The organism is Acinetobacter bouvetii DSM 14964 = CIP 107468 (assembly GCF_000368865.1).
Taxonomy (GTDB): domain Bacteria; phylum Pseudomonadota; class Gammaproteobacteria; order Pseudomonadales; family Moraxellaceae; genus Acinetobacter; species Acinetobacter bouvetii.
The window spans coordinates 124,072-141,557 of the sequence record NZ_KB849726.1; the positions used below are offsets into that span (position 1 = coordinate 124,072).

A 17,486-nucleotide genomic window follows, 5' to 3' on the forward strand; every position below is an offset into this window, starting at 1 on the left:
GATCTTAACCTTTTAGGTGTTCTCCCTTGGCTATCCATGAAATCCGTCATCCGCTCATCCGCCATAAACTTGGTTTATTGCGCCGTTCGGATATCAGTACTAAAAACTTCCGCGAACTTGCTCAAGAAGTCACCATGCTTCTGACCTATGAAGCGACTAAAGACTTGCCAATGTGCGATCATGAAATTGACGGCTGGGCTGGCAAAGTGACTGTAGACCGTATTGCGGGTAAAAAAATTACTGTAGTGCCTATTTTGCGTGCAGGCATTGGCATGCTGGAAGGTTTCTTAAATTTGATTCCAAGCGCAAAAGTTTCGGTATTGGGTTTAGAGCGCGATGAAGAAACGCTGGAAGCGCGCACATATTACAAAAAATTAGTGCCTGATGTGCAAAACCGTATTGCGATGATTATTGATCCGATGCTGGCAACAGGCTCTTCACTGGTGGCTGCGATTGATGTATTAAAAGCAAGCGGCTGTAAAGATATCCGTGTGATGGTCTTAGTTGCGGCGCCAGAAGGCATTAAGCGTGTTGAAACAGCGCATCCTGATGTGACAATTTTCACTGCATCAGTTGATCAGGGCATTAATGAACATGGCTATATCGTGCCTGGCTTGGGCGATGCTGGCGACAAGATTTTCGGTTCAGTGCAAAAAGACTGATTTTAAGATTGAATAAGAAAGGGGCTTTTAAAGCCTCTTTTTTATATAATGCGAATAAGGCATTTTAAAAAATAGGGCGGCATCATGAAAGACGAAGTATATCAGGGTAAAATCAAGCAGTATGACCCTGCAAAAGGTTATGGTTTTATTGGTTCAGCTGAAGGAGATGTGTTCTTTCATATTTCTGATTTTCCTGCAGCGGAAGGTGAGCCAAAACGCAATGAGCGTGTGAAATTTAACGTGGTAGACAATGGCGGTAAATTTAAAGCGGTTAAAATTGAGCGTGCAGAAGACAATTCAGCGAAAGCCAAGAAGTCAAAAGTAGTTGCGAATAACACATCAATTACTTCTGCATTATTGTCAAATTTACGCAAATAAGAAAACTTAAAGAATTGATATTTCATGAAAATTGAATGAAATATGATGCAAAAAAGCGTCTCACGGCGCTTTTTTTTATTACAATGATTAAAAATATAAAGATTGAGTGAATGATGTTTCAAGAGGGTAAAGTTAAAAATTATCAAGCAGAACGTGGCTTTGGTTTTATACAAGTGGACGGGGAATCTAGGGATCTATTTTTTCATATTAAAGATATGCCCAATCGGAATATTCAGCCGCAGATTGGTGAAAAGCTGAAGTTTCGGATTGTAGAAGAAAAGGGCAAATTTAAAGCAGATAATATTGTTCGTTTGGACTTAAAAGCGGAACCGCTGCATCAAGGCGCCGGAAGCCCAGTCCGGGAGTCAAATCGCGCTGCGCCGCGTGATCAGGCGGGGAGCGGCAAGGCAAAATATATCACGCTGATTGGCTTGGTGATAATTGCCGTGCTGACCGCGGTAACGTATGGAAAATATCGGGACTATCAGGCGCAAAAACAGCAGAAGGCGCAGCAGTTGATGCTGGAACAGCAGCGCATTATAGAAGAGCAGCGCCAAGCGCAGGGGAAACTGCCGGATCAGGTGCTGACGGAGCAGGGGCGCAAAAACTTAGCAAGCCGTCCGGAGCAGATTCAGGCCGGTAGGTTGCCGTCAAGAGCGCCGGCTGAACAGGGAAATGCGCGTCCAGCGGCTGATTCTAATCAGGCACCGGTCTTTAAATGCGATGGCCGGACGCATTGCAGCCAGATGCGTTCCTATGAAGAGGCTGTATTCTTCATTCGGAATTGCCCTGGCACAAAAATGGATGGCAATCATGACGGAGTGCCATGTGAGCGTCAATTTAATCGTTAAAAAAAGCGCCATCAGGCGCTTTTTTTATAGGCAGAAACCTATTATTTTTCACAGAATTTCATAAAAGCTTTTAAGCCCGGGCCTTGATATTTCTGACGGTGCACCAGCATGAACAGCGGGCGGGTCAATTGCCAGAAAGGGGTGTCTAAAATCACCAATTGGCCTTTTTCACGCAGCGGCTCAATGGCAAGTTTAGAAATGCATGACATGCCTAAACCGCCGGCAACAATTTTCAGAATTGCTTCATTATGGCCCAGAGTCAAGCGGATATTGGCATCCGGCAAATCCTGCAAAATTGCATTGTCAAAGACTTCGCGCGTGCCTGAACCTTCTTCACGCAATATCCATTCCACATTTTTAAAGTCATCTATGGTTAAAGGGCGGCCCAGACGTGCCAGCGGATGATCGGGTGAACAGCATACCGCCAGTTCATCGTCGCGCCAGTGTATGCATTGCAGCTGCGGCAAATGGCAAGAGCCTTCGATTAAGGCTAAATCCAGCTGAAACTGATTGACCGCTTCAATCATCTGGCGGGTATTGCCGACTTGCAGCTGTAAATGGGCCTGCGGCTGGATTTGCAGAAAATCCGCCATCAGGTCAGGCATTAAATAATCGCTGATGGTTAAGGTGGCGCCTAAGCGTAAATCAATGCTTTGCAGTTCACCTTTGGCGGCTTGTTCGAATGATTCACAGCGGCCAAGGATTTCTAAGGCTTGAGGCAGTAAAAAACGGCCCAAGTCATTAAGCTGCAATCGTTTGCCTAGACGGTCAAACAGCGGCGCGCCCAAGCCATCTTCCAAGTCTGCTAAAGCCATACTCGCAGCGCTTTGCGTGAGTTTTACGGCATCACTGGCTTTGGTTACTGTGCCTTCTTGAGCGACCGCTACAAAAACAGCCAACTGGCGTAAAGTCATGCGCATGAATAGAGCCTTAACATTTAAAAAATATTAATAAATTATGCCGTCATGCTAACATGAGCGCAGTCTTTCATGCCACGTTGAAATCATGTCAATTGAGAAATTTAGCTTAGAAAAAGTTCTATCTGTACATCGTTGGACCAATACTTTATTCAGCTTTACCATGACGCGGCCTGCTCATTTTAAATTCACTGCAGGCCAATTCGCACGCATTGGCTTAAAAGTGGGGGATGATTTGGTGGTGCGGGCTTATTCTGTCGTATCTTCGCCATTTGATGAAACTTTGGAATTTTTCTCGATTGTCGTGCCAGATGGCGCATTTACGTCTAATTTGCAGCATTTGCAGGTGGGGGATGAGCTGTATTTGGAAAAAATTCCGTACGGTTTTTTAACGCTGGCGCGCTATCAGCTGCCGCTGCCTCAGGATTTATGGTTATTGGGGACCGGCACAGGCTTGGCGCCATTTTTATCAATGCTGCAAGACTTTGAAACATGGCAGAAATATTCAAAAATTAATTTGGTTTACAGTGTGCGCACAGAAGCAGAATTGGCCTATGTGGAACGGATTAATGAAATTGCCGCAATGTTTGGCGAAGGGCATACGGGCTTTCAGTTTATTCCAATTATTACCCGTGACCCGAACGCGCCTTTGCATGACCGTTTACCGGTCTTGATCGCCAATGGCGAGCTGGAAAAAGCAGCAGGCATGGCGCTTAACCCTGCAACCAGCCATGTCATGCTCTGCGGCAACCCGCAGATGGTGGATGACACCAAAGATGCGCTGAAAGCGCGCGGCCTGACCATGAACCGCCGCGGCGAAGGCAATATTGCTGTTGAAAATTATTGGTAAGTACCCTCAGTACTCCTCCCTTTAAAAAGGGAGGTTGGGAGGGATTAAAATTATAAAATTCTTCTCAAATCTTTGAATCCTCCCCAAACCCCTCCTTTAATAAAGGAGGGGCTTTTTACAGATATAAAAAACCTCCTAAATGGAGGTTTTTTTATTTGAGCTGTATCAATGCAAACAGGCTTAATGGACAAACATATCCATGTATTCACGGATTTCCTGAATGGCTGTGTCGACATCTGCGGTCAGCCATGTCGGCTCAAAAAAGCCGGCATAATGATCCATGCGCTCTTGAGGCACAACTAAGCGTACCGGACAGTCTTCTTCCAGCAAGCGCCAAGGAATAATCGGCACTTCATTATCCAAATATGCTGTGACATTGCGGATATCAATCACCATGGCATTAATGCAGTCTGGAAACGGCATGACTGAGAATTCTTCCGTCCGGCGGCGGAAAAATTCTAAATCTCCCCATTTCAGGACATAGCTGGGCTTATTGAATTCAATAATGCCAATCAGATGCTGATCGCGGGTGTAATGTAAAGCACATTGATAAGTGACGTCAGTGTCAAGATCAAGCGTTACACTTTGCTGACGGTACGCCATATAGAATGAGTGCATGAAAAATGAGGTGCATAATTATAGCTCATTTATTGCCGCAAAGGCAGACTTTCATTTTTTCATCCACAGAGCCTGCGATCATATTTAAAACAACAAGATAGCGTTTTGACTCGGTTTGAATGTGACTTAAAGATCTAATTTGGTATGGCTTATGCATAGCACTGAATGAGCAAAACTAAAAATTAGAGGTGTATATGTCAAATTCAGAAAGCGCTGCAGGGCTGCCAGCGGCGGGTACCGCTGCAGACGATTATTTTGCGCAAAGGCAATTAAAAAGCGGAGCCGTGGGCTGGCTGCTGCTGGTCGGGCTTGGCGTGGCTTATGTCATTTCAGGGGACTTTGCCGGCTGGAATTTTGGCTTAGCGCAGGGCGGATGGGGCGGCATGTTTATTGCCACCGTTGTGGTGGCCTTTATGTATTTATGCATGTGCCTTTGCATGTCTGAAATGTCGACGATGCTGCCGACTGCAGGCGGGGGCTACAGTTTTGCCCGTACAGCATTTGGCCCAGTGGGCGGCTATTTGACGGGTACCGCTATTTTAATTGAATACGCCATCGCGCCCGCGGCGATTGCCTGCTTTATTGGCGCTTATTGTGAATCCTTATTCGGCATGGGCGGCTGGATCATTTATTTGGTGTGCTATCTGGTCTTTATGGGGATTCATTTGAAAGGCGCGGGCGAAGCGTTAAAGATCATGTTTGGTATTACTGCTGTGGCGGCTATGGCATTGATGGTGTTTATTTTTGCTATGCTGCCTGCATTTGACAGCGCCAATTTATTTGATATTGCGGTAAATGCAGATGCGGCAGGCGCCAGCAGTTTCTTGCCAATGGGCTATCTTGGAATTTGGGCTGCTGTGCCTTATGCCATTTGGTTTTTCTTGGCGGTTGAGGGTGTGCCTCTGGCGGCGGAAGAGGCCCAAGAACCGCATAAATCTCTGCCGCGCGGCTTGATTGGCTCCATGCTGATTTTAGCTTTTTTTGCCTTGAGCATTTTATTTTTAGGGCCGGGCGCAGCAGGTGCAGAGGCATTGAAAGCATCAGGCGCGCCTTTGGTTGATGCTTTAAAAGCAGTATATGGCGCCAATACGTGGCTGGCGGGTTTTGTGAACTTTGTCGGCTTGGCAGGTTTAATCGCCAGCTTCTTCTCGATTATTTATGCCTATTCGCGGCAGATTTTTGCCTTGTCCCGCGCAGGCTATTTACCCAAATCCATGTCTTTAACCAATAAAAACCATGCGCCGCATTTGGCCATTATTATCCCCGGCATTATTGGCTTTTTGATGTCTTTGACTGGCGAAGGCGACCTGCTGATCTTAATGGCGGTGTTTGGCGCGACAATTTCTTACGTACTGATGATGCTGTCTTATATTAAGCTGAAAACATCGAAAGCCAATTTGCCGCGCCCATACCAAGCGCCGGGCGGTATAGTGACGGCCTATATTGCGCTGATACTGGCTGCGATTGCGGTGGTTGCAGGCTTCGTGGTGGATCCGAAAGTCTGGTTAGCAGCTGCCGCCATTTATGCCGCCTTTATTCTGTATTTCCTGCTGTATAGCCGCCACCACTTGGTGGCAGGCACGCCGGAGGAGGAATTTGCAAATATCCAGCATGCAGAGCAAGAGTTGAAATAAGTGCAATAACAGAACAAGGATAAAAAGATGCTGTATCAAATCAATGTGGCGAATCATCATTATATTTTTCAGGATTTAAAAACCTTGATGGCCAAAGCCACGCCTGCGCGGACAGGGGATCAGCTGGCAGGCATCGCGGCGCGGGACGCCACAGAGCGTGTAGCTGCGCAAATGTGTCTGGCCGATGTGCCTTTAAAACAATTCCTGAATGAAGCGCTGATTGATTACGAGCGTGATGAAGTGACCCGCCTGATTATCGATGAGCATGATGCGGCCGCCTTTTATCCTATTGCGCATTTTACTGTAGGGGATTTTCGCAACTGGCTGCTGAGTGACGATGCCAGCACCGAAAAATTGCAGGCGCTGCAGGCCGGGCTGACGCCTGAAATGGCCGCTGCAGTCAGTAAAATCATGCGCAATCAGGATTTGATTTTGGTGGCAAAGAAATGCCGCGTAGTCACGCAATTCCGTAATACGATAGGCCTGGAAGGGCACTTGTCGACGCGCCTGCAGCCCAATCATCCGACCGATGATGTGCTGGGCATTTCCGCCAGTATTTTAGATGGCCTGATGTACGGCAATGGCGATGCGGTGATTGGCATTAATCCAGCAACGGATAACCTGCAGAATTTAACGGAGCTGCTGAAACTGCTGGATTACATTATCCATGAATATGAGATTCCAACGCAGTCCTGCGTGCTGACGCATATCAGTTCCGGCATTCAGCTGGCGGAAAAAAATGTGCCGATTGATTTAATGTTTCAGTCTATTGCGGGTTCGCAGGATGCCAACAGCGCTTTCGGCATCAGCCTCGCTATGCTGCAGGAAGGCTATGATGCCGCCTTAAGCTTAAAGCGCGGAACAGTGGGGCAGAATGTGATGTATTTTGAAACGGGGCAAGGCAGCGCGCTATCGAGCAATGCGCATCATGGAGTAGACCAGCAAACGATGGAAGCGCGCGCTTATGCTGTAGCGCGAAAATTTAATCCATTTTTGGTCAATACCGTGGTGGGCTTTATTGGGCCAGAGTACCTGTACAACGGCAAGCAAATTATCCGCGCGGGGCTGGAAGACCACTTCTGCGGCAAGCTGGTGGGCGTGCCGATGGGCTGTGATATTTGCTATACCAACCATGCTGACGCTGATCAGGACGATATGGATGTGCTGCTGACGCTGCTGGCCAATGCAGGACTGAATTTTATGATGGGCATTCCCGGTTCAGATGATGTGATGCTGAATTATCAGACCACTTCATTTCACGACGCGCTGTATATCCGTCAGCTCTTGGGTTTGCAGCCTGCCCCTGAATTTGGCGCATGGCTGGAACAGCAGGGCATTTTAAAGCAGCATTCTCATCAGCTGCAGTGGCCTGCGCAAGTGCCGGACAGATTTTCCCGACTGCTGATGTCTTAGCGGAGATTTAATCAATGAAATTACATCAGGATGTGCAGTTTAAAACCCAAGCGAAAAATAATGAATGGGAGCAGCTGAAGCAGTTTACCGATGCGCGCATTGCCTTGGGGCGGGTAGGCGGCAGTTTGCCGACACGGCCTGCTTTAGCATTTCAGCTGGCGCATGCCCAAGCCAAAGATGCGGTGCTGAAAGTGCTGGATTTAGATGGCATTCAAGCGCAGCTGGCGGTACTGCAGCATGAGGTACTGCGGATTGAAAGCTGTGCAGTGGATAAGGCCCAGTATTTGCAACGTCCTGATTGGGGGCGGGAGCTGTCAGAAGCCTCCCGGCAGCAGCTTAAGGATTATGTCCGGCAGCATAAGGAAGCCTATGATGTAGTGATTATTGCAGGAGATGGCTTGTCTGCCCGAGCAATTGAAGACAATGCGCCGTATTTTATCCAGCAGTTATATAAGGCGTGTATTGCTCAGGGCTGGCGGGTCGCGCCGCTGATTTTGGCAACTGGCAGCCGTGTGGCGCTGGGAGATGAAGCTGCGCAGATTTTGCAGGCCAAAATGCTGGTCATGCTGATTGGGGAGCGCCCAGGCTTAAGCTCACCCGACAGTATGGGGATTTACTACACGTGGCAGGCGCACGTAGGCTGCAGTGATGCTATGCGCAACTGCATTTCCAACGTGCGGCCAGCAGGGCTTTCGATTCAGGTTGCGCTGCAGCGCTTAACCGCCTTAATGAAAAAGTCTGCAGAGCTTGGGCTGTCTGGCGTTCAGCTGAAAGATGAGCATGAAATGGCGGCGGTCACTGATCAGCTTCAGCGGCCGAAGCAGCTGTTTTAAATGAGCGGCTGTTTTTGGCTTGTATGATTATTTTTACAACTTTACACCAACTTGCAATGCTTCTTCACACTTCATGACATAAGGGTTTGATAGTATAAAAAAACAGCAATAGATAATAAAAGTGAGGGGAATTATGACACATGATTTTAATAAACCGCCCCATACTCCGAGTTCGGAAGAAACCACTCAGAAGAAACGCATACCTGTGTATATTTTGGTCTTAGTCGGCATTTTCTTTGTTGCGCTGATTATCTACATGTCAGCAGATATCAAGCCGAATGCAAGTGATGCGCCTCCAGGGCATCCGAACCCAGAAATGCAGTCAGCGGCGCCGAATAATACCGCTTCAGGCACCGCAGGGGATAAAGCGGCCGCAACGAACAGCAATACTGCCACCGCTTCTGATCACTGATTCAAATTTTCAAACAATGATCTATCAACCGCAAGCTCTGGCTTAGACGCTAGAGCTTTTTTGCAAGTGATTGTGCTCTTTTGTTGTAGTTCTGCAGTTCAAGGTTGAATAAAAAACACTCAAATCCTAAGGTGGATTGGAAAGTTCTAAGTATTTGAGCAGGCATTGCTATGCGCTGTGTCACATTAATACTTGTGTAAAGAAAAATAGATCAAGCAATAACAATGAGGGCGTATAAATGAATGATTATCCTGGAGGTTCAGGCCGCTTTGATGCCATGTATTACTGGGATCAATTTCATCCTATCTTAAGTGCCGTTGCAATTCTTTTTATCGGCTGGATTGTGGCTTTGCTGGTTGCCGGCGGCATTAAAAAAATGCTGGAAAAGCTGGGCACCAACCAAAAGCTTTCCAGCGCCACGGGTCACCGTTCCAATATTGAAAACATTGTTTCGCGCATTGTCTTTTGGATCATATTGATTATTGCGGTCATTGGCGCCTTGAATGTACTGAATTTAACCAGTGTCAGCGGGCCGTTCAGCAGTATGATCCAGCAATTCCTGCTGTTTATTCCGCAGCTGCTGGCTGCTGCAGCTGTAGGCTTTATCGGCTGGATCATTGCCAATTTAGTCAGAGTCGGCTCGCAAAAATTGCTGAGCAAAACCCAGCTGGATGAAAAACTTAGTTCTGAAGCGGGTGTCAGCCCCATCAGTGAAAATATCAGTGAAATTGCCTATTGGCTGATTCTGCTGCTGTTCCTGCCGATCGTACTGTCCATCTTAGGGCTGAACGGGCTGCTGTATCCTGTGCAGAATATGGTTAATGAAGCGGTGCTGTACTTGCCGAATATCTTCATTGCAGGCGTGATTGTTTTTGTCGGCTATATTTTGGCGAAAATTGTCCGGGGGATTATTGAAGGCCTGGTCAGCAGCCTCAATCTGCAGTCACAGGCGGAAAAATTAGGCCTGTTTAAAAACTCGAATTTACCGCATTTGCTGGGCTCATTTGTTTTCGCTGTGGTGATGATTACCGCGCTGATTGTGGCTTTTGAAGCCTTAGGCATCGAGGCTATTTCACAGCCGGCCACCGCCATGCTGCATGAAATCATGTTTGCCATTCCAAATATTATCGCTGCCGGCTTAATTTTAATTTTGGCATATGTGGTTTCGCGCTTTGTCGCCAAGCTGGTCACGGAGGTGGTGGCTGGAACGGGCGTAGACCGCATTCCTGAAAAAGTGGATGTACAGCGCTTTTTAGGCACAACCAAACTGTCTGATGTGGTTGGCTATTTGATTGTCTTTTTTACCATGCTGTTTGCGGTCTCCGAAGCTGCCAACCGTTTGGGCTTTGAGCAAATCAGCACGCTGATTGCCATGTTCATCCAGTTTGGCGCCAATATTTTGCTGGGCGCAGTGATTTTGGTGATCGGGTTCTGGCTGGCCAATATTGTGGCCAATGTGGTGCAGCGCGGCGAATACAACAGTTCTCGCTGGCTGGGCAATTTAGTGCGTGTCCTGATTATGGGCTTAGTGGTTGCCATGGGCCTGCGCGCCATGGGCATTGCAGATTCCATAGTGAACTTGGCTTTTGGCTTAACGCTGGGCGCAGTCGCGGTCGCTTTTGCCTTGGCCTTTGGTCTAGGCGGACGTGCGCCAGCGGAACGTGTGCTGACCGATTTGATTGATAAAGCCAAAAAAGAAGGCTGTCAGCCGAATCCTGTAAAAGAACAGGCGCGCGCTTGCGGATTCGGAACTTCAGCTTCATCCGCAGCGGCTCAGCCTGATCCGCTTGATGACGGCTATACCGTGCAGCATCAGGAAGCGCCGGGTGTGGTGGAAAAAGAAACGGCAACGCCGGATCAATTAGATGTCGATCCCGAGCAGCAGCCTGTCAACAATCCATTTGGCTCCAAAGGTGAAAAAGAAGAGGGGGTTGATACACATGCGCCTTCAAAAAATGACCCCGAATAACCTGTTCAATGCATAATGAATCGGCCACTCTATCCGTGGCCGATTCATTCTTTTAGAGAGGTGTAAAATGCAAAAAAAGGCGCCGAATAAAGTGCTTGCCCCAATTGTGATTGCGGGAATTACGATTGGCTTTTTAGCCAGCGCGTATAAATATATTTTTGCTGCCAAAAAGCGCACTGAAATAGAGCGCAATAAACAGCAGCTGAAAAATGACGCGCCAGATCAGAAAAAAAGTGTTTGAAATTTAAACTTTATTTGGTATTTTTTGATATATGCAAAACTAAGTTTATTTCATAAAAATATAAATGAAATAGAGCAATTTAGTTTTAATAATATGGAAATAAAGCTGTGCTGTAATCAGCTCAGGCTTAGTCAATGAATGGCTTATAAGGGGAATCAAAATGCTGAATAAATTTATTGCAACTTTAAATCATCAATTATCTGTCCGCACAGGACATCAGGCAGCAGCGCTGGCAAAAATGGAACAGGCGATGGGCCGTTTAGCGGCATCGAAAGGCATCTCATTGTTTAAGACCGATTATTTGGAATAATCACCTGATATCGCAATATAAGGTGTTGATGCGCAGAATTTTAAGCGCTTCAATCTCAATGAAACAGGCATAAAAAAGCGGCTGATATTGAATCAACCGCTTTTTTTATTCAGCTTTACCGTACTTTTTAACGCTTGCCGCTTTGAATATTCTCTTGCTGTGGCAATACAAAACAAACTTAGACGTATTCAGATGCTGCATGGGCAGACGCCCAAGCCCATTGAAAATTGAATCCGCCCAAATGGCCGGTAACATCCAGTATTTCACCAATGAAGAATAGGCCTTTCTGCTTTTTGCTTTCCATGGTTTTTGATGAAACTTCGGCGGTATCGACACCGCCTAGGGTGACTTCAGCTGTACGGTAGCCTTCAGTTCCAGAAGGCTTTACTTCAAAGCCCGCTAGGCGCTGGGCAATTTTTTCCAGTTTTTCATCGCTGATATTGCCAATTGCGGTATCTGCGCTGTCAGGCCAAATCAGGTTTTGCAGTTCAGTCACGACGCTTTTTGGCATGTGCTCAGTCAGCAAGGTGCGCAGCAAGACTTTGGGCTGGCTTTGCTTTTTGCTTTTAAAGAACGCTTCTAAATCTACACTCGGCAGAAAATCAATTTTAAAGCTTTGACCGACATCCCAATAGTTGGACAGCTGCAGCGAGCTTGGCCCGCTGAGTCCGCGGTGCGTAAACAGCAAAGCTTCGGTAAAGCTGTTCAAATTGTTGGATAAGGTCGCTTCTACCGCATTGCCGCTGAGGCGGGTGGTGATGTCTTTAAAGCTGTCGGAGAAGGTAAAGGGAACCAGACCGGCACGGGTTGGGTAAATATGGTGTCCAAATTGTTTGGCAATGTCATAGCCGATAGCAGAACCGCCCAGGGTTGGAATAGACAAACCGCCCGATGCAATCACCACAGACTCAGCTTCAAAATAGCCCAGTGATGTGGCGACTTGAAAACCTTGGCCTTCAACGGTATTTACAGCCTTGACTTCACAGCTGGTTTTAATATCGACCAAACCTGTTTTGTCACATTCTGCCAACAGCATCGACAGAATCTCTTTTGCACCATTTAGGGTAAACAGCTGTCCATGCTTGCGCTCTTCGTAGGCAATGCCATAGTCACAGACCATGCCAATGAAGTCCCAGTTGGTATAGCGCGAGAGGGCAGAAATGACAAAATGCGGATTATGGGAAATAAAATTTTCAGGCTCGACATACAGGTTGGTAAAGTTGCATTTGCCGCCGCCGGACATCAGAATTTTCTTGCCGACTTTGTTGGCTTTTTCAACTACCAGCACTTTGCGTCCGCGCTGCGCCGCTTTATACGCCAGCATCAAGCCTGATGCGCCTGCACCTATCACCACAACATCGTACAGATTTTTGGACATGAGCCAGCCTGCGGGAGAATGAAAAGAGGCGGATTATACTCTGTTTTGAACGAATTTTCAGGGAAAGCTTTGGGCTTCCGGCTGTAAGAATCAGCGCTGTATTTTCCCTTGCAGACCGCCGGTATGCAGGACCAGAATCCGCTGTTCGGGTGTAATTTCACCGCGCAGGATCATCTGCTGAATGCCGAACAGCATTTTGCCGGTATAAATCTGCTCCAGCGGGATGCTGTATGCAGCTTCAAACTCTTGAATAAACTGCATGAGTTCTGGCGTGGTTTTGGCATAGCCGCCCTGACAGAATTCATCGGTGATGCGCCAGTTGCGCCGCGCGGTCCATTGCTCCACCTCTGGCGTCAAAAAATCACCTTTCAGCGCCGAAAATCCGAGCACATGCTGATGCGCAGCGCTGGCTTCAATTAAGCCTGCAATGGTGCCGCCAGTGCCTGCGGCGCAGCAAATCAGGTCAAAATTTTCTAAATCGGCAGGGCTTAAAATTTCTGTGCAGCCTTGAATGGCAAGGGGATTGGTGCCGCCTTCAGGAATAATATAGCCGTTTGGAAATTCGGCTTGCAGCTGCTGGATAAAATCTGCTGACTGTTTTTGCCGATACTTTTCACGGCTGACAAACTGCAGCTGCATGCCAAAGTCCTGCGCGGTTTGCAGGGTCGGATTCAGCGCTTTATGCGCCAGCTCTTCGCCGCGGATAATGCCAATGCTTTGCATGCCGAAAAGATGGGCTGCATAAGCCGTAGCGGCGATATGATTGGAATAAGCGCCGCCAAAGGTCAGCACCTTTTTGAGGCCTTGCTGCTGGGCCGCTGCAAAGTTGTATTTCAGCTTAAAGAATTTATTGCCTGAAATTTTCGGATGCACTGAATCCAGCCGCTTGATGGCCAGCGTCACGCCGTGCAGATGTACGGTGTTATAAGGAATGGCTTGGGCAAGGGCGTCAAACATAAACATGCGCATTCAGGTAAACAGAATCCGCTGTAGTGTAGCGGATTCCTGTTGATGAGCGCTATCCGCAGCTTAATCAGCTGAGCCGGTGTCGACTGACGCTACCACTGACATGCCGGGACGCAGACGCTCCATGCCTTGTTGATTCGGGTCAATGGCAATGCGCACAGCAATGCGCTGCACCACTTTAGTAAAGTTGCCAGTGGTATTGTCGGCTTTCAGTACGCTGAATTCCGAACCGGCGGCGGGAGAAATCTGCTCGACTTTGCCGCTGAATTTTTGATGACTCATGGCATCCACCGTAAACCATGCATTTTGGCCAATTTGCATATTGGCAATCTGAGTTTCCTTAAAATTGGCAGTGACCCAGCGCTGCTGCGGAATCAGATACATCAGCTGTGTGCCTGCAGACACATACTGCCCAACGCGCGGACTCACTTCACCCAGCTGACCGTCCATCGGTGCGGTAATCACGCTGTAGTCCTTGGTGGTCACGGCCTGATCACGCTGCGCTTGGGCATTCGTCACCTGCGCTTTTAAGCCGGTTTGCGCCACTTCCGCAGTTTTTAAGGCTTCGATCGCCACTTGAATATTCGCTTCAGCCTGATGCACGAGGGCCAAGTTGTTTTTCATATCAGCGCGCGCCTGGTCCTGTTCCGTTTTAGAGGCTGCGCCGCTGTCACCCAATTGCGCATAGCGCTGCAGCTGGGTCACAGACAGGCCATAGGCTGCCCGTGCCTGATCGGCTTTGGCTTCAGCCGCTGCAATATCGGCTTTGCGCTGCTGAATAGTTTGGCTCTGATTCGCCAAGCTGTTTTGCGCCTGCTCGACGCCAGATTCAGCCTGTATGACTTTCTGATCGTAGGTGGTGGTGTCGATATGCATCAAGGGCTGGCCTTTTTTTACCCATTCAAAATCAGTGACCAGCACATCTTTCACATAGCCATTAATCTGTGAAGACAAAATCGTGGTTTTGCCTTTGACATAGCTGTTTTCAGTGGATTCCACGGCCGAATGAAAAGGGCCGATTTTCCAAGCCCATAAAATTAAACTGATGCCCGCCAGCAGGACAAAGAACATCATCACCAAAACCCGCTTATCGGTGGGAATCAGCTTGCTGGACGGCTGCGGAGCAGGGTTAGGCGCTGGCGCTGCATTTTCTGCTGGCTTTTCGTGTTCTGACATGGGCTTCTCTAAATTTAATTTGGGTTTAACGCTATCTATTCATTGGGAGATCTGTTCCTGAATCTTGGGTATTTCAGGCTGGATCTTCAGCTGGAATCTGGCCGCAGGCTTTGCTTATAGCTGCGGTAACGGTTAATGCTGATGATAAACAGGCCCCAAAACAGCAGCAGCACGGCAAAGAGCTGATTGAGGAAAATCACATCGTTATAGGCGCGGACTTGCGCTTCTTTGGTGACGGCTTGATTTAAAGTGCGCAGCGCCTGATTTTGCTCCAGAGCTGGGTCTAGCGTGTAGCGTTGATTGCTTTGCGCATAGCTTTGCAGGCGCTGAGCCGCTTGCGGGCTGGTGCTGGGCAGATCTGCGCTAATTTCCGCTTGATAATGCTGCGTGCGCATTTGCTGATACGTCGAAAAAAAAGAGGACCCCATTAATCCGCCAAAAGTTTGACTGGCGGAAAACAGCACAATGAAGGTGACCATATGGTTGGGGCCGCGCTGCAGTGCATTGATAATGCCAGTCAGCAGCAGCGGGCCAATAAACATGCCGCTGGCAAAGCCGACAATAAACTGGCTGCGGAAAAAATTCTCCGGACGCACGTCGCTGGTCAGGTGATGATCCAGCGCGCAGGCAATAAAAATCAAGGCCACTGCGCCCAGCAAATGCCAAACCGCTTTGTCCTTAGAAAAGGTCAGGGCGCTGAAAATAGTGCCGCTGAGAATGCCGAAAAAGATCACCAGATAAAAGTTTACAAACTGGTCTGGCCCCATGCCCATGGTTTTTAAAAAGCTCACGGCGGCATAGCTTTGTTCGGACATCACAAAACGGATGGCAAAAGCGCCCAAAATAAAACGCACAGTCGATGATGCGCCCAGCCATCGGGTAATGATCAGCGGGTTGACCCGGTAGTGTTCATAGGTCAGCCCCACGGTAATTAAAATCAGCGCGCCCATCAGCAGATAAGCTAGCCAGTCAGCATTCAGCCACCATTGAATAGGGCCTTGAGTCAATACGATGCATAAAAATGCAAAGCCGGTTGCCAGCAGAATGAAGGTGAAAATATCTTGAAATTCGAAGACTTCTATCCGTAAGCTCCGCGGCAGCTTTAAGGAAACCACCATGGCCAGACAGCACAGCGCGAGCCCCAGTTCAAAGGTATACAGCAGCGCCCAGTCATTCACATCAACCAGATAAGGTGACATGATCCACGCCAGCGGAATGCCCAATTGCTGGAAACCCAGAGCCAAATATAAACCGCGCCCAAAATTGGCGCGGCTGAAGGCCTGCATAATGTAATACATGCCCAAAGAACTGAGCGGCGCAGCCACCAGGCCGCTGACCATGCGCACAAATACCGCCATTTCAAAGGTATGCACATACAGGTGCAGCACCATCACTGCAATAAAAACCACAAGGCCGATTTCGGAAAACAGCCTCAGTCCATATTGCTGCCGCGCCTTAAATAGAATCAAGTTTGAACTGACATTCGCCATGACATAGGCCGCTGGAATCCATGCGGCTTCTGACGGGGTTAAGCCATATTCACCTTGAATCAAGGGCAAATTCGCGGTGATGAAGCCATTGCTGAGGCTGCCTGAAATGGCAACAACTAAGCCAATCACAAAATATAAAATACGCTTATAAGCCGGGTGCGCAATGGCCGCAGGCGAACCTGGCAAAGTCGGCTTTTCTTCTGCTGTCCAGTCCGGAGCCGGTTCCAGCAGGCGGGGAGGTTGAGCCATGCTGCTGCCTTGCTATGGGCGGATGCCGTTAAGCAGCAGATCTACGGCGCGGGCCGCTAAGATCTCCTGATCAGAATCTGTATAGCCCTGTAAAGCAGCCCTCAAAATTGAGGTGACCATGGAATAGTCGCGCGGACTAAAATCTGAGCGGCAAACGCCATTGGCAATCGCCGTATCAATCAGCGGCTGTAAGATTTGATCCCGGCGCTGGTAAATCAGCACCATGGCTGGATCATTGCGCCCGATCACCCGCCAATATTCCATTAATGCCGTGAGGTAGGGAATATTATGAATATGGTCTTGAATCAAGCGGATAAAGCCGTCTTCATATTGAGCGTGATTGCGAGCCCGATTTTCTAAACGGTCCAGCGCCTGCTCCATCAGTGCCAGCACCAGTTCACGCCGGTCTGAAAAGTTGCGGTAAAACGTTGCCCGCCCTACTTGCGCCTCATCAATAATCAGCTGCAGCGGTGCATTAATGCCGTGAGTACGGAAAATATTGATGGCTGCGGAAAGCAATTCTTCGCGGTTTTGCACAGCGCGTTCTTGGCGTAGAGACATGCGGTTTTCTTATCGATAATCAGTTTTGGCAATAATTTAACGGACAAAAGTGTCCGATGTAAATATTGCAGATTGTGATATTTTGTAAACGTGATTGGTATTGCGTTTTAATATATTGAAATCGCAGTTTTTATTTAGAAAATTTATTCAGTTTGAGAGTGTATAAATGTGGTGTAATTTTATCCAGTAATGCTATGCTGAAGGTTATAACAATAAGCATGGAGGAGATAAGATGAAAATTTTATCTGCAGCCATAATGACCTGTCTGCTGCTGGGTATGGCAGGCTGTGATGCAAAGGATGATCTGAATAAGCCCCGTACCGAAGTGCGGACGATGATTATTGGCGGCGTGCCTGCGCATGATCAGGACTACCGCATCCCGAAAGACTCTGCTGTATTGGCTCAACAGCATCAGCAGTAAACCTGGCGCTGTGCTGTATAGGGTGGGCATATTGTCAGCGCATGGTAGTGCATGGTGCAATGTAAGAAGTAAAAGATGCGTGGTGCTGCGTCAGAGAAGTGAAAAATTTGAAGCAGACGCTTTACTTCTTGCAAGCGCTTGTTGAATTAAAGCCTTA

19 protein-coding genes are annotated in these 17,486 nt (G+C 48.1%); 12 read left to right on the forward strand and 7 right to left on the reverse strand.

The window, feature by feature from the left end; translation table 11 throughout:
• Nucleotides 1-26: 26 nt before the first annotated feature.
• The 3 genes from upp to F941_RS03570 all read left to right on the forward strand — a co-directional run bounded on the left by upp (nt 27) and on the right by F941_RS03570 (nt 1,891).
• The gene (upp, locus tag F941_RS03560) at nt 27-662 is read left to right on the forward strand and encodes a uracil phosphoribosyltransferase (RefSeq protein WP_005007976.1); all 636 of its coding nucleotides are present in this window, start codon (nt 27-29) and stop codon (nt 660-662) included.
• Nucleotides 663-746: 84 nt separating this feature from the next.
• Nucleotides 747-1,040, forward strand: coding sequence for a cold shock domain-containing protein (locus tag F941_RS03565; RefSeq protein ID WP_005007977.1), 294 nt, complete (start codon nt 747-749; stop codon nt 1,038-1,040).
• A gap of 113 nt (nt 1,041-1,153) precedes the next feature.
• A complete protein-coding gene (locus F941_RS03570; protein ID WP_005007978.1) occupies nt 1,154-1,891 on the forward strand; it encodes a cold shock domain-containing protein in 738 nt (245 codons plus the stop codon).
• Nucleotides 1,892-1,932: 41 nt separating this feature from the next.
• Here F941_RS03570 and gigC read toward each other — a convergent pair whose 3' ends face one another.
• Nucleotides 1,933-2,811 carry a LysR family transcriptional regulator GigC gene (gene gigC / locus F941_RS03575; protein ID WP_005007980.1) on the reverse strand — a complete coding sequence of 293 codons (879 nt, stop codon included), beginning with the start codon at nt 2,809-2,811 and terminating at the stop codon, nt 1,933-1,935.
• 85 nt (nt 2,812-2,896) lie between these two features.
• Here gigC and F941_RS03580 point away from each other — a divergent pair, with 85 nt between their 5' ends.
• Complete coding sequence (locus F941_RS03580; protein WP_005007982.1) at nt 2,897-3,658, forward strand: ferredoxin--NADP reductase; 762 nt, start codon at nt 2,897-2,899, stop codon at nt 3,656-3,658.
• A gap of 180 nt (nt 3,659-3,838) precedes the next feature.
• Here F941_RS03580 and F941_RS03585 read toward each other — a convergent pair whose 3' ends face one another.
• A complete protein-coding gene (locus F941_RS03585) occupies nt 3,839-4,261 on the reverse strand; it encodes a hypothetical protein (RefSeq protein WP_018572365.1) in 423 nt (140 codons plus the stop codon).
• A gap of 209 nt (nt 4,262-4,470) precedes the next feature.
• Between F941_RS03585 and eat the strand changes: the two genes are divergently transcribed.
• From eat to F941_RS16605, 7 genes are all read left to right on the forward strand, one after another.
• Entirely contained in the window at nt 4,471-5,910 is a 1,440-nt protein-coding gene (eat, locus tag F941_RS03590; RefSeq protein WP_005007990.1) for an ethanolamine permease, read from the forward strand.
• 27 nt (nt 5,911-5,937) lie between these two features.
• The gene (locus F941_RS03595) at nt 5,938-7,323 is read left to right on the forward strand and encodes an ethanolamine ammonia-lyase subunit EutB (protein WP_005007991.1); all 1,386 of its coding nucleotides are present in this window, start codon (nt 5,938-5,940) and stop codon (nt 7,321-7,323) included.
• Between the two features lie 14 nt (nt 7,324-7,337).
• Entirely contained in the window at nt 7,338-8,156 is an 819-nt protein-coding gene (gene eutC / locus F941_RS03600; RefSeq protein WP_005007993.1) for an ethanolamine ammonia-lyase subunit EutC, read from the forward strand.
• Between the two features lie 133 nt (nt 8,157-8,289).
• Nucleotides 8,290-8,568 carry a hypothetical protein gene (locus F941_RS03605; RefSeq protein WP_005007994.1) on the forward strand — a complete coding sequence of 93 codons (279 nt, stop codon included), beginning with the start codon at nt 8,290-8,292 and terminating at the stop codon, nt 8,566-8,568.
• Between the two features lie 238 nt (nt 8,569-8,806).
• On the forward strand, nt 8,807-10,537 hold the full coding sequence (locus F941_RS03610) for a mechanosensitive ion channel (RefSeq protein ID WP_005007996.1): 1,731 nt from the start codon (nt 8,807-8,809) through the stop codon (nt 10,535-10,537).
• Between the two features lie 67 nt (nt 10,538-10,604).
• On the forward strand, nt 10,605-10,778 hold the full coding sequence (locus F941_RS16600; protein ID WP_005007998.1) for a hypothetical protein: 174 nt from the start codon (nt 10,605-10,607) through the stop codon (nt 10,776-10,778).
• A 160-nt stretch (nt 10,779-10,938) separates the two neighbouring features.
• Nucleotides 10,939-11,088, forward strand: a complete 150-nt coding sequence (locus tag F941_RS16605; RefSeq protein ID WP_005008004.1) for a hypothetical protein — start codon at nt 10,939-10,941, stop codon at nt 11,086-11,088.
• Nucleotides 11,089-11,266: 178 nt separating this feature from the next.
• Here the strand turns inward: F941_RS16605 and F941_RS03615 are convergent, their stop codons facing one another.
• From F941_RS03615 to F941_RS03635, 5 genes are all read right to left on the reverse strand, one after another.
• Nucleotides 11,267-12,466 (reverse strand): BaiN/RdsA family NAD(P)/FAD-dependent oxidoreductase, encoded by a 1,200-nt coding sequence (locus tag F941_RS03615; protein ID WP_005008006.1) that lies wholly within the window; start codon nt 12,464-12,466, stop codon nt 11,267-11,269.
• Nucleotides 12,467-12,556: 90 nt separating this feature from the next.
• Nucleotides 12,557-13,423, reverse strand: coding sequence for a 1-aminocyclopropane-1-carboxylate deaminase/D-cysteine desulfhydrase (locus tag F941_RS03620; protein ID WP_018572367.1), 867 nt, complete (start codon nt 13,421-13,423; stop codon nt 12,557-12,559).
• Between the two features lie 72 nt (nt 13,424-13,495).
• Entirely contained in the window at nt 13,496-14,608 is a 1,113-nt protein-coding gene (locus F941_RS03625; RefSeq protein ID WP_005008010.1) for an HlyD family secretion protein, read from the reverse strand.
• Between the two features lie 86 nt (nt 14,609-14,694).
• Nucleotides 14,695-16,347, reverse strand: a complete 1,653-nt coding sequence (locus tag F941_RS03630; protein ID WP_005008012.1) for an MFS transporter — start codon at nt 16,345-16,347, stop codon at nt 14,695-14,697.
• 12 nt (nt 16,348-16,359) lie between these two features.
• Nucleotides 16,360-16,908 carry a TetR/AcrR family transcriptional regulator gene (locus F941_RS03635; protein ID WP_005008015.1) on the reverse strand — a complete coding sequence of 183 codons (549 nt, stop codon included), beginning with the start codon at nt 16,906-16,908 and terminating at the stop codon, nt 16,360-16,362.
• Nucleotides 16,909-17,140: 232 nt separating this feature from the next.
• Between F941_RS03635 and F941_RS03640 the strand changes: the two genes are divergently transcribed.
• On the forward strand, nt 17,141-17,329 hold the full coding sequence (locus F941_RS03640; RefSeq protein WP_005008017.1) for an NF038215 family lipoprotein: 189 nt from the start codon (nt 17,141-17,143) through the stop codon (nt 17,327-17,329).
• Nucleotides 17,330-17,486: the final 157 nt, after the last annotated feature.

What these genes read in the sequence shown, in the direction of transcription:
- F941_RS03620 (WP_018572367.1), bottom strand. Translation starts at nt 13,423, where the DNA reads ATGTTTGACGCCCTTGCCCAAGCCATTCCTTATAACACCGTACATCTG.
- F941_RS03580 (WP_005007982.1), top strand. Translation starts at nt 2,897, where the DNA reads ATGTCAATTGAGAAATTTAGCTTAGAAAAAGTTCTATCTGTACATCGT.
- F941_RS03565 (WP_005007977.1), top strand. Translation starts at nt 747, where the DNA reads ATGAAAGACGAAGTATATCAGGGTAAAATCAAGCAGTATGACCCTGCA.
- eutC (WP_005007993.1), top strand. Translation starts at nt 7,338, where the DNA reads ATGAAATTACATCAGGATGTGCAGTTTAAAACCCAAGCGAAAAATAAT.
- F941_RS03610 (WP_005007996.1), top strand. Translation starts at nt 8,807, where the DNA reads ATGAATGATTATCCTGGAGGTTCAGGCCGCTTTGATGCCATGTATTAC.
- F941_RS03595 (WP_005007991.1), top strand. Translation starts at nt 5,938, where the DNA reads ATGCTGTATCAAATCAATGTGGCGAATCATCATTATATTTTTCAGGAT.
- F941_RS03585 (WP_018572365.1), bottom strand. Translation starts at nt 4,261, where the DNA reads ATGGCGTACCGTCAGCAAAGTGTAACGCTTGATCTTGACACTGACGTC.
- F941_RS03570 (WP_005007978.1), top strand. Translation starts at nt 1,154, where the DNA reads ATGTTTCAAGAGGGTAAAGTTAAAAATTATCAAGCAGAACGTGGCTTT.
- F941_RS16605 (WP_005008004.1), top strand. Translation starts at nt 10,939, where the DNA reads ATGCTGAATAAATTTATTGCAACTTTAAATCATCAATTATCTGTCCGC.
- F941_RS03635 (WP_005008015.1), bottom strand. Translation starts at nt 16,908, where the DNA reads ATGTCTCTACGCCAAGAACGCGCTGTGCAAAACCGCGAAGAATTGCTT.
- eat (WP_005007990.1), top strand. Translation starts at nt 4,471, where the DNA reads ATGTCAAATTCAGAAAGCGCTGCAGGGCTGCCAGCGGCGGGTACCGCT.
- F941_RS03640 (WP_005008017.1), top strand. Translation starts at nt 17,141, where the DNA reads ATGAAAATTTTATCTGCAGCCATAATGACCTGTCTGCTGCTGGGTATG.
- F941_RS03630 (WP_005008012.1), bottom strand. Translation starts at nt 16,347, where the DNA reads ATGGCTCAACCTCCCCGCCTGCTGGAACCGGCTCCGGACTGGACAGCA.
- F941_RS16600 (WP_005007998.1), top strand. Translation starts at nt 10,605, where the DNA reads ATGCAAAAAAAGGCGCCGAATAAAGTGCTTGCCCCAATTGTGATTGCG.
- F941_RS03605 (WP_005007994.1), top strand. Translation starts at nt 8,290, where the DNA reads ATGACACATGATTTTAATAAACCGCCCCATACTCCGAGTTCGGAAGAA.
- F941_RS03625 (WP_005008010.1), bottom strand. Translation starts at nt 14,608, where the DNA reads ATGTCAGAACACGAAAAGCCAGCAGAAAATGCAGCGCCAGCGCCTAAC.
- gigC (WP_005007980.1), bottom strand. Translation starts at nt 2,811, where the DNA reads ATGCGCATGACTTTACGCCAGTTGGCTGTTTTTGTAGCGGTCGCTCAA.
- F941_RS03615 (WP_005008006.1), bottom strand. Translation starts at nt 12,466, where the DNA reads ATGTCCAAAAATCTGTACGATGTTGTGGTGATAGGTGCAGGCGCATCA.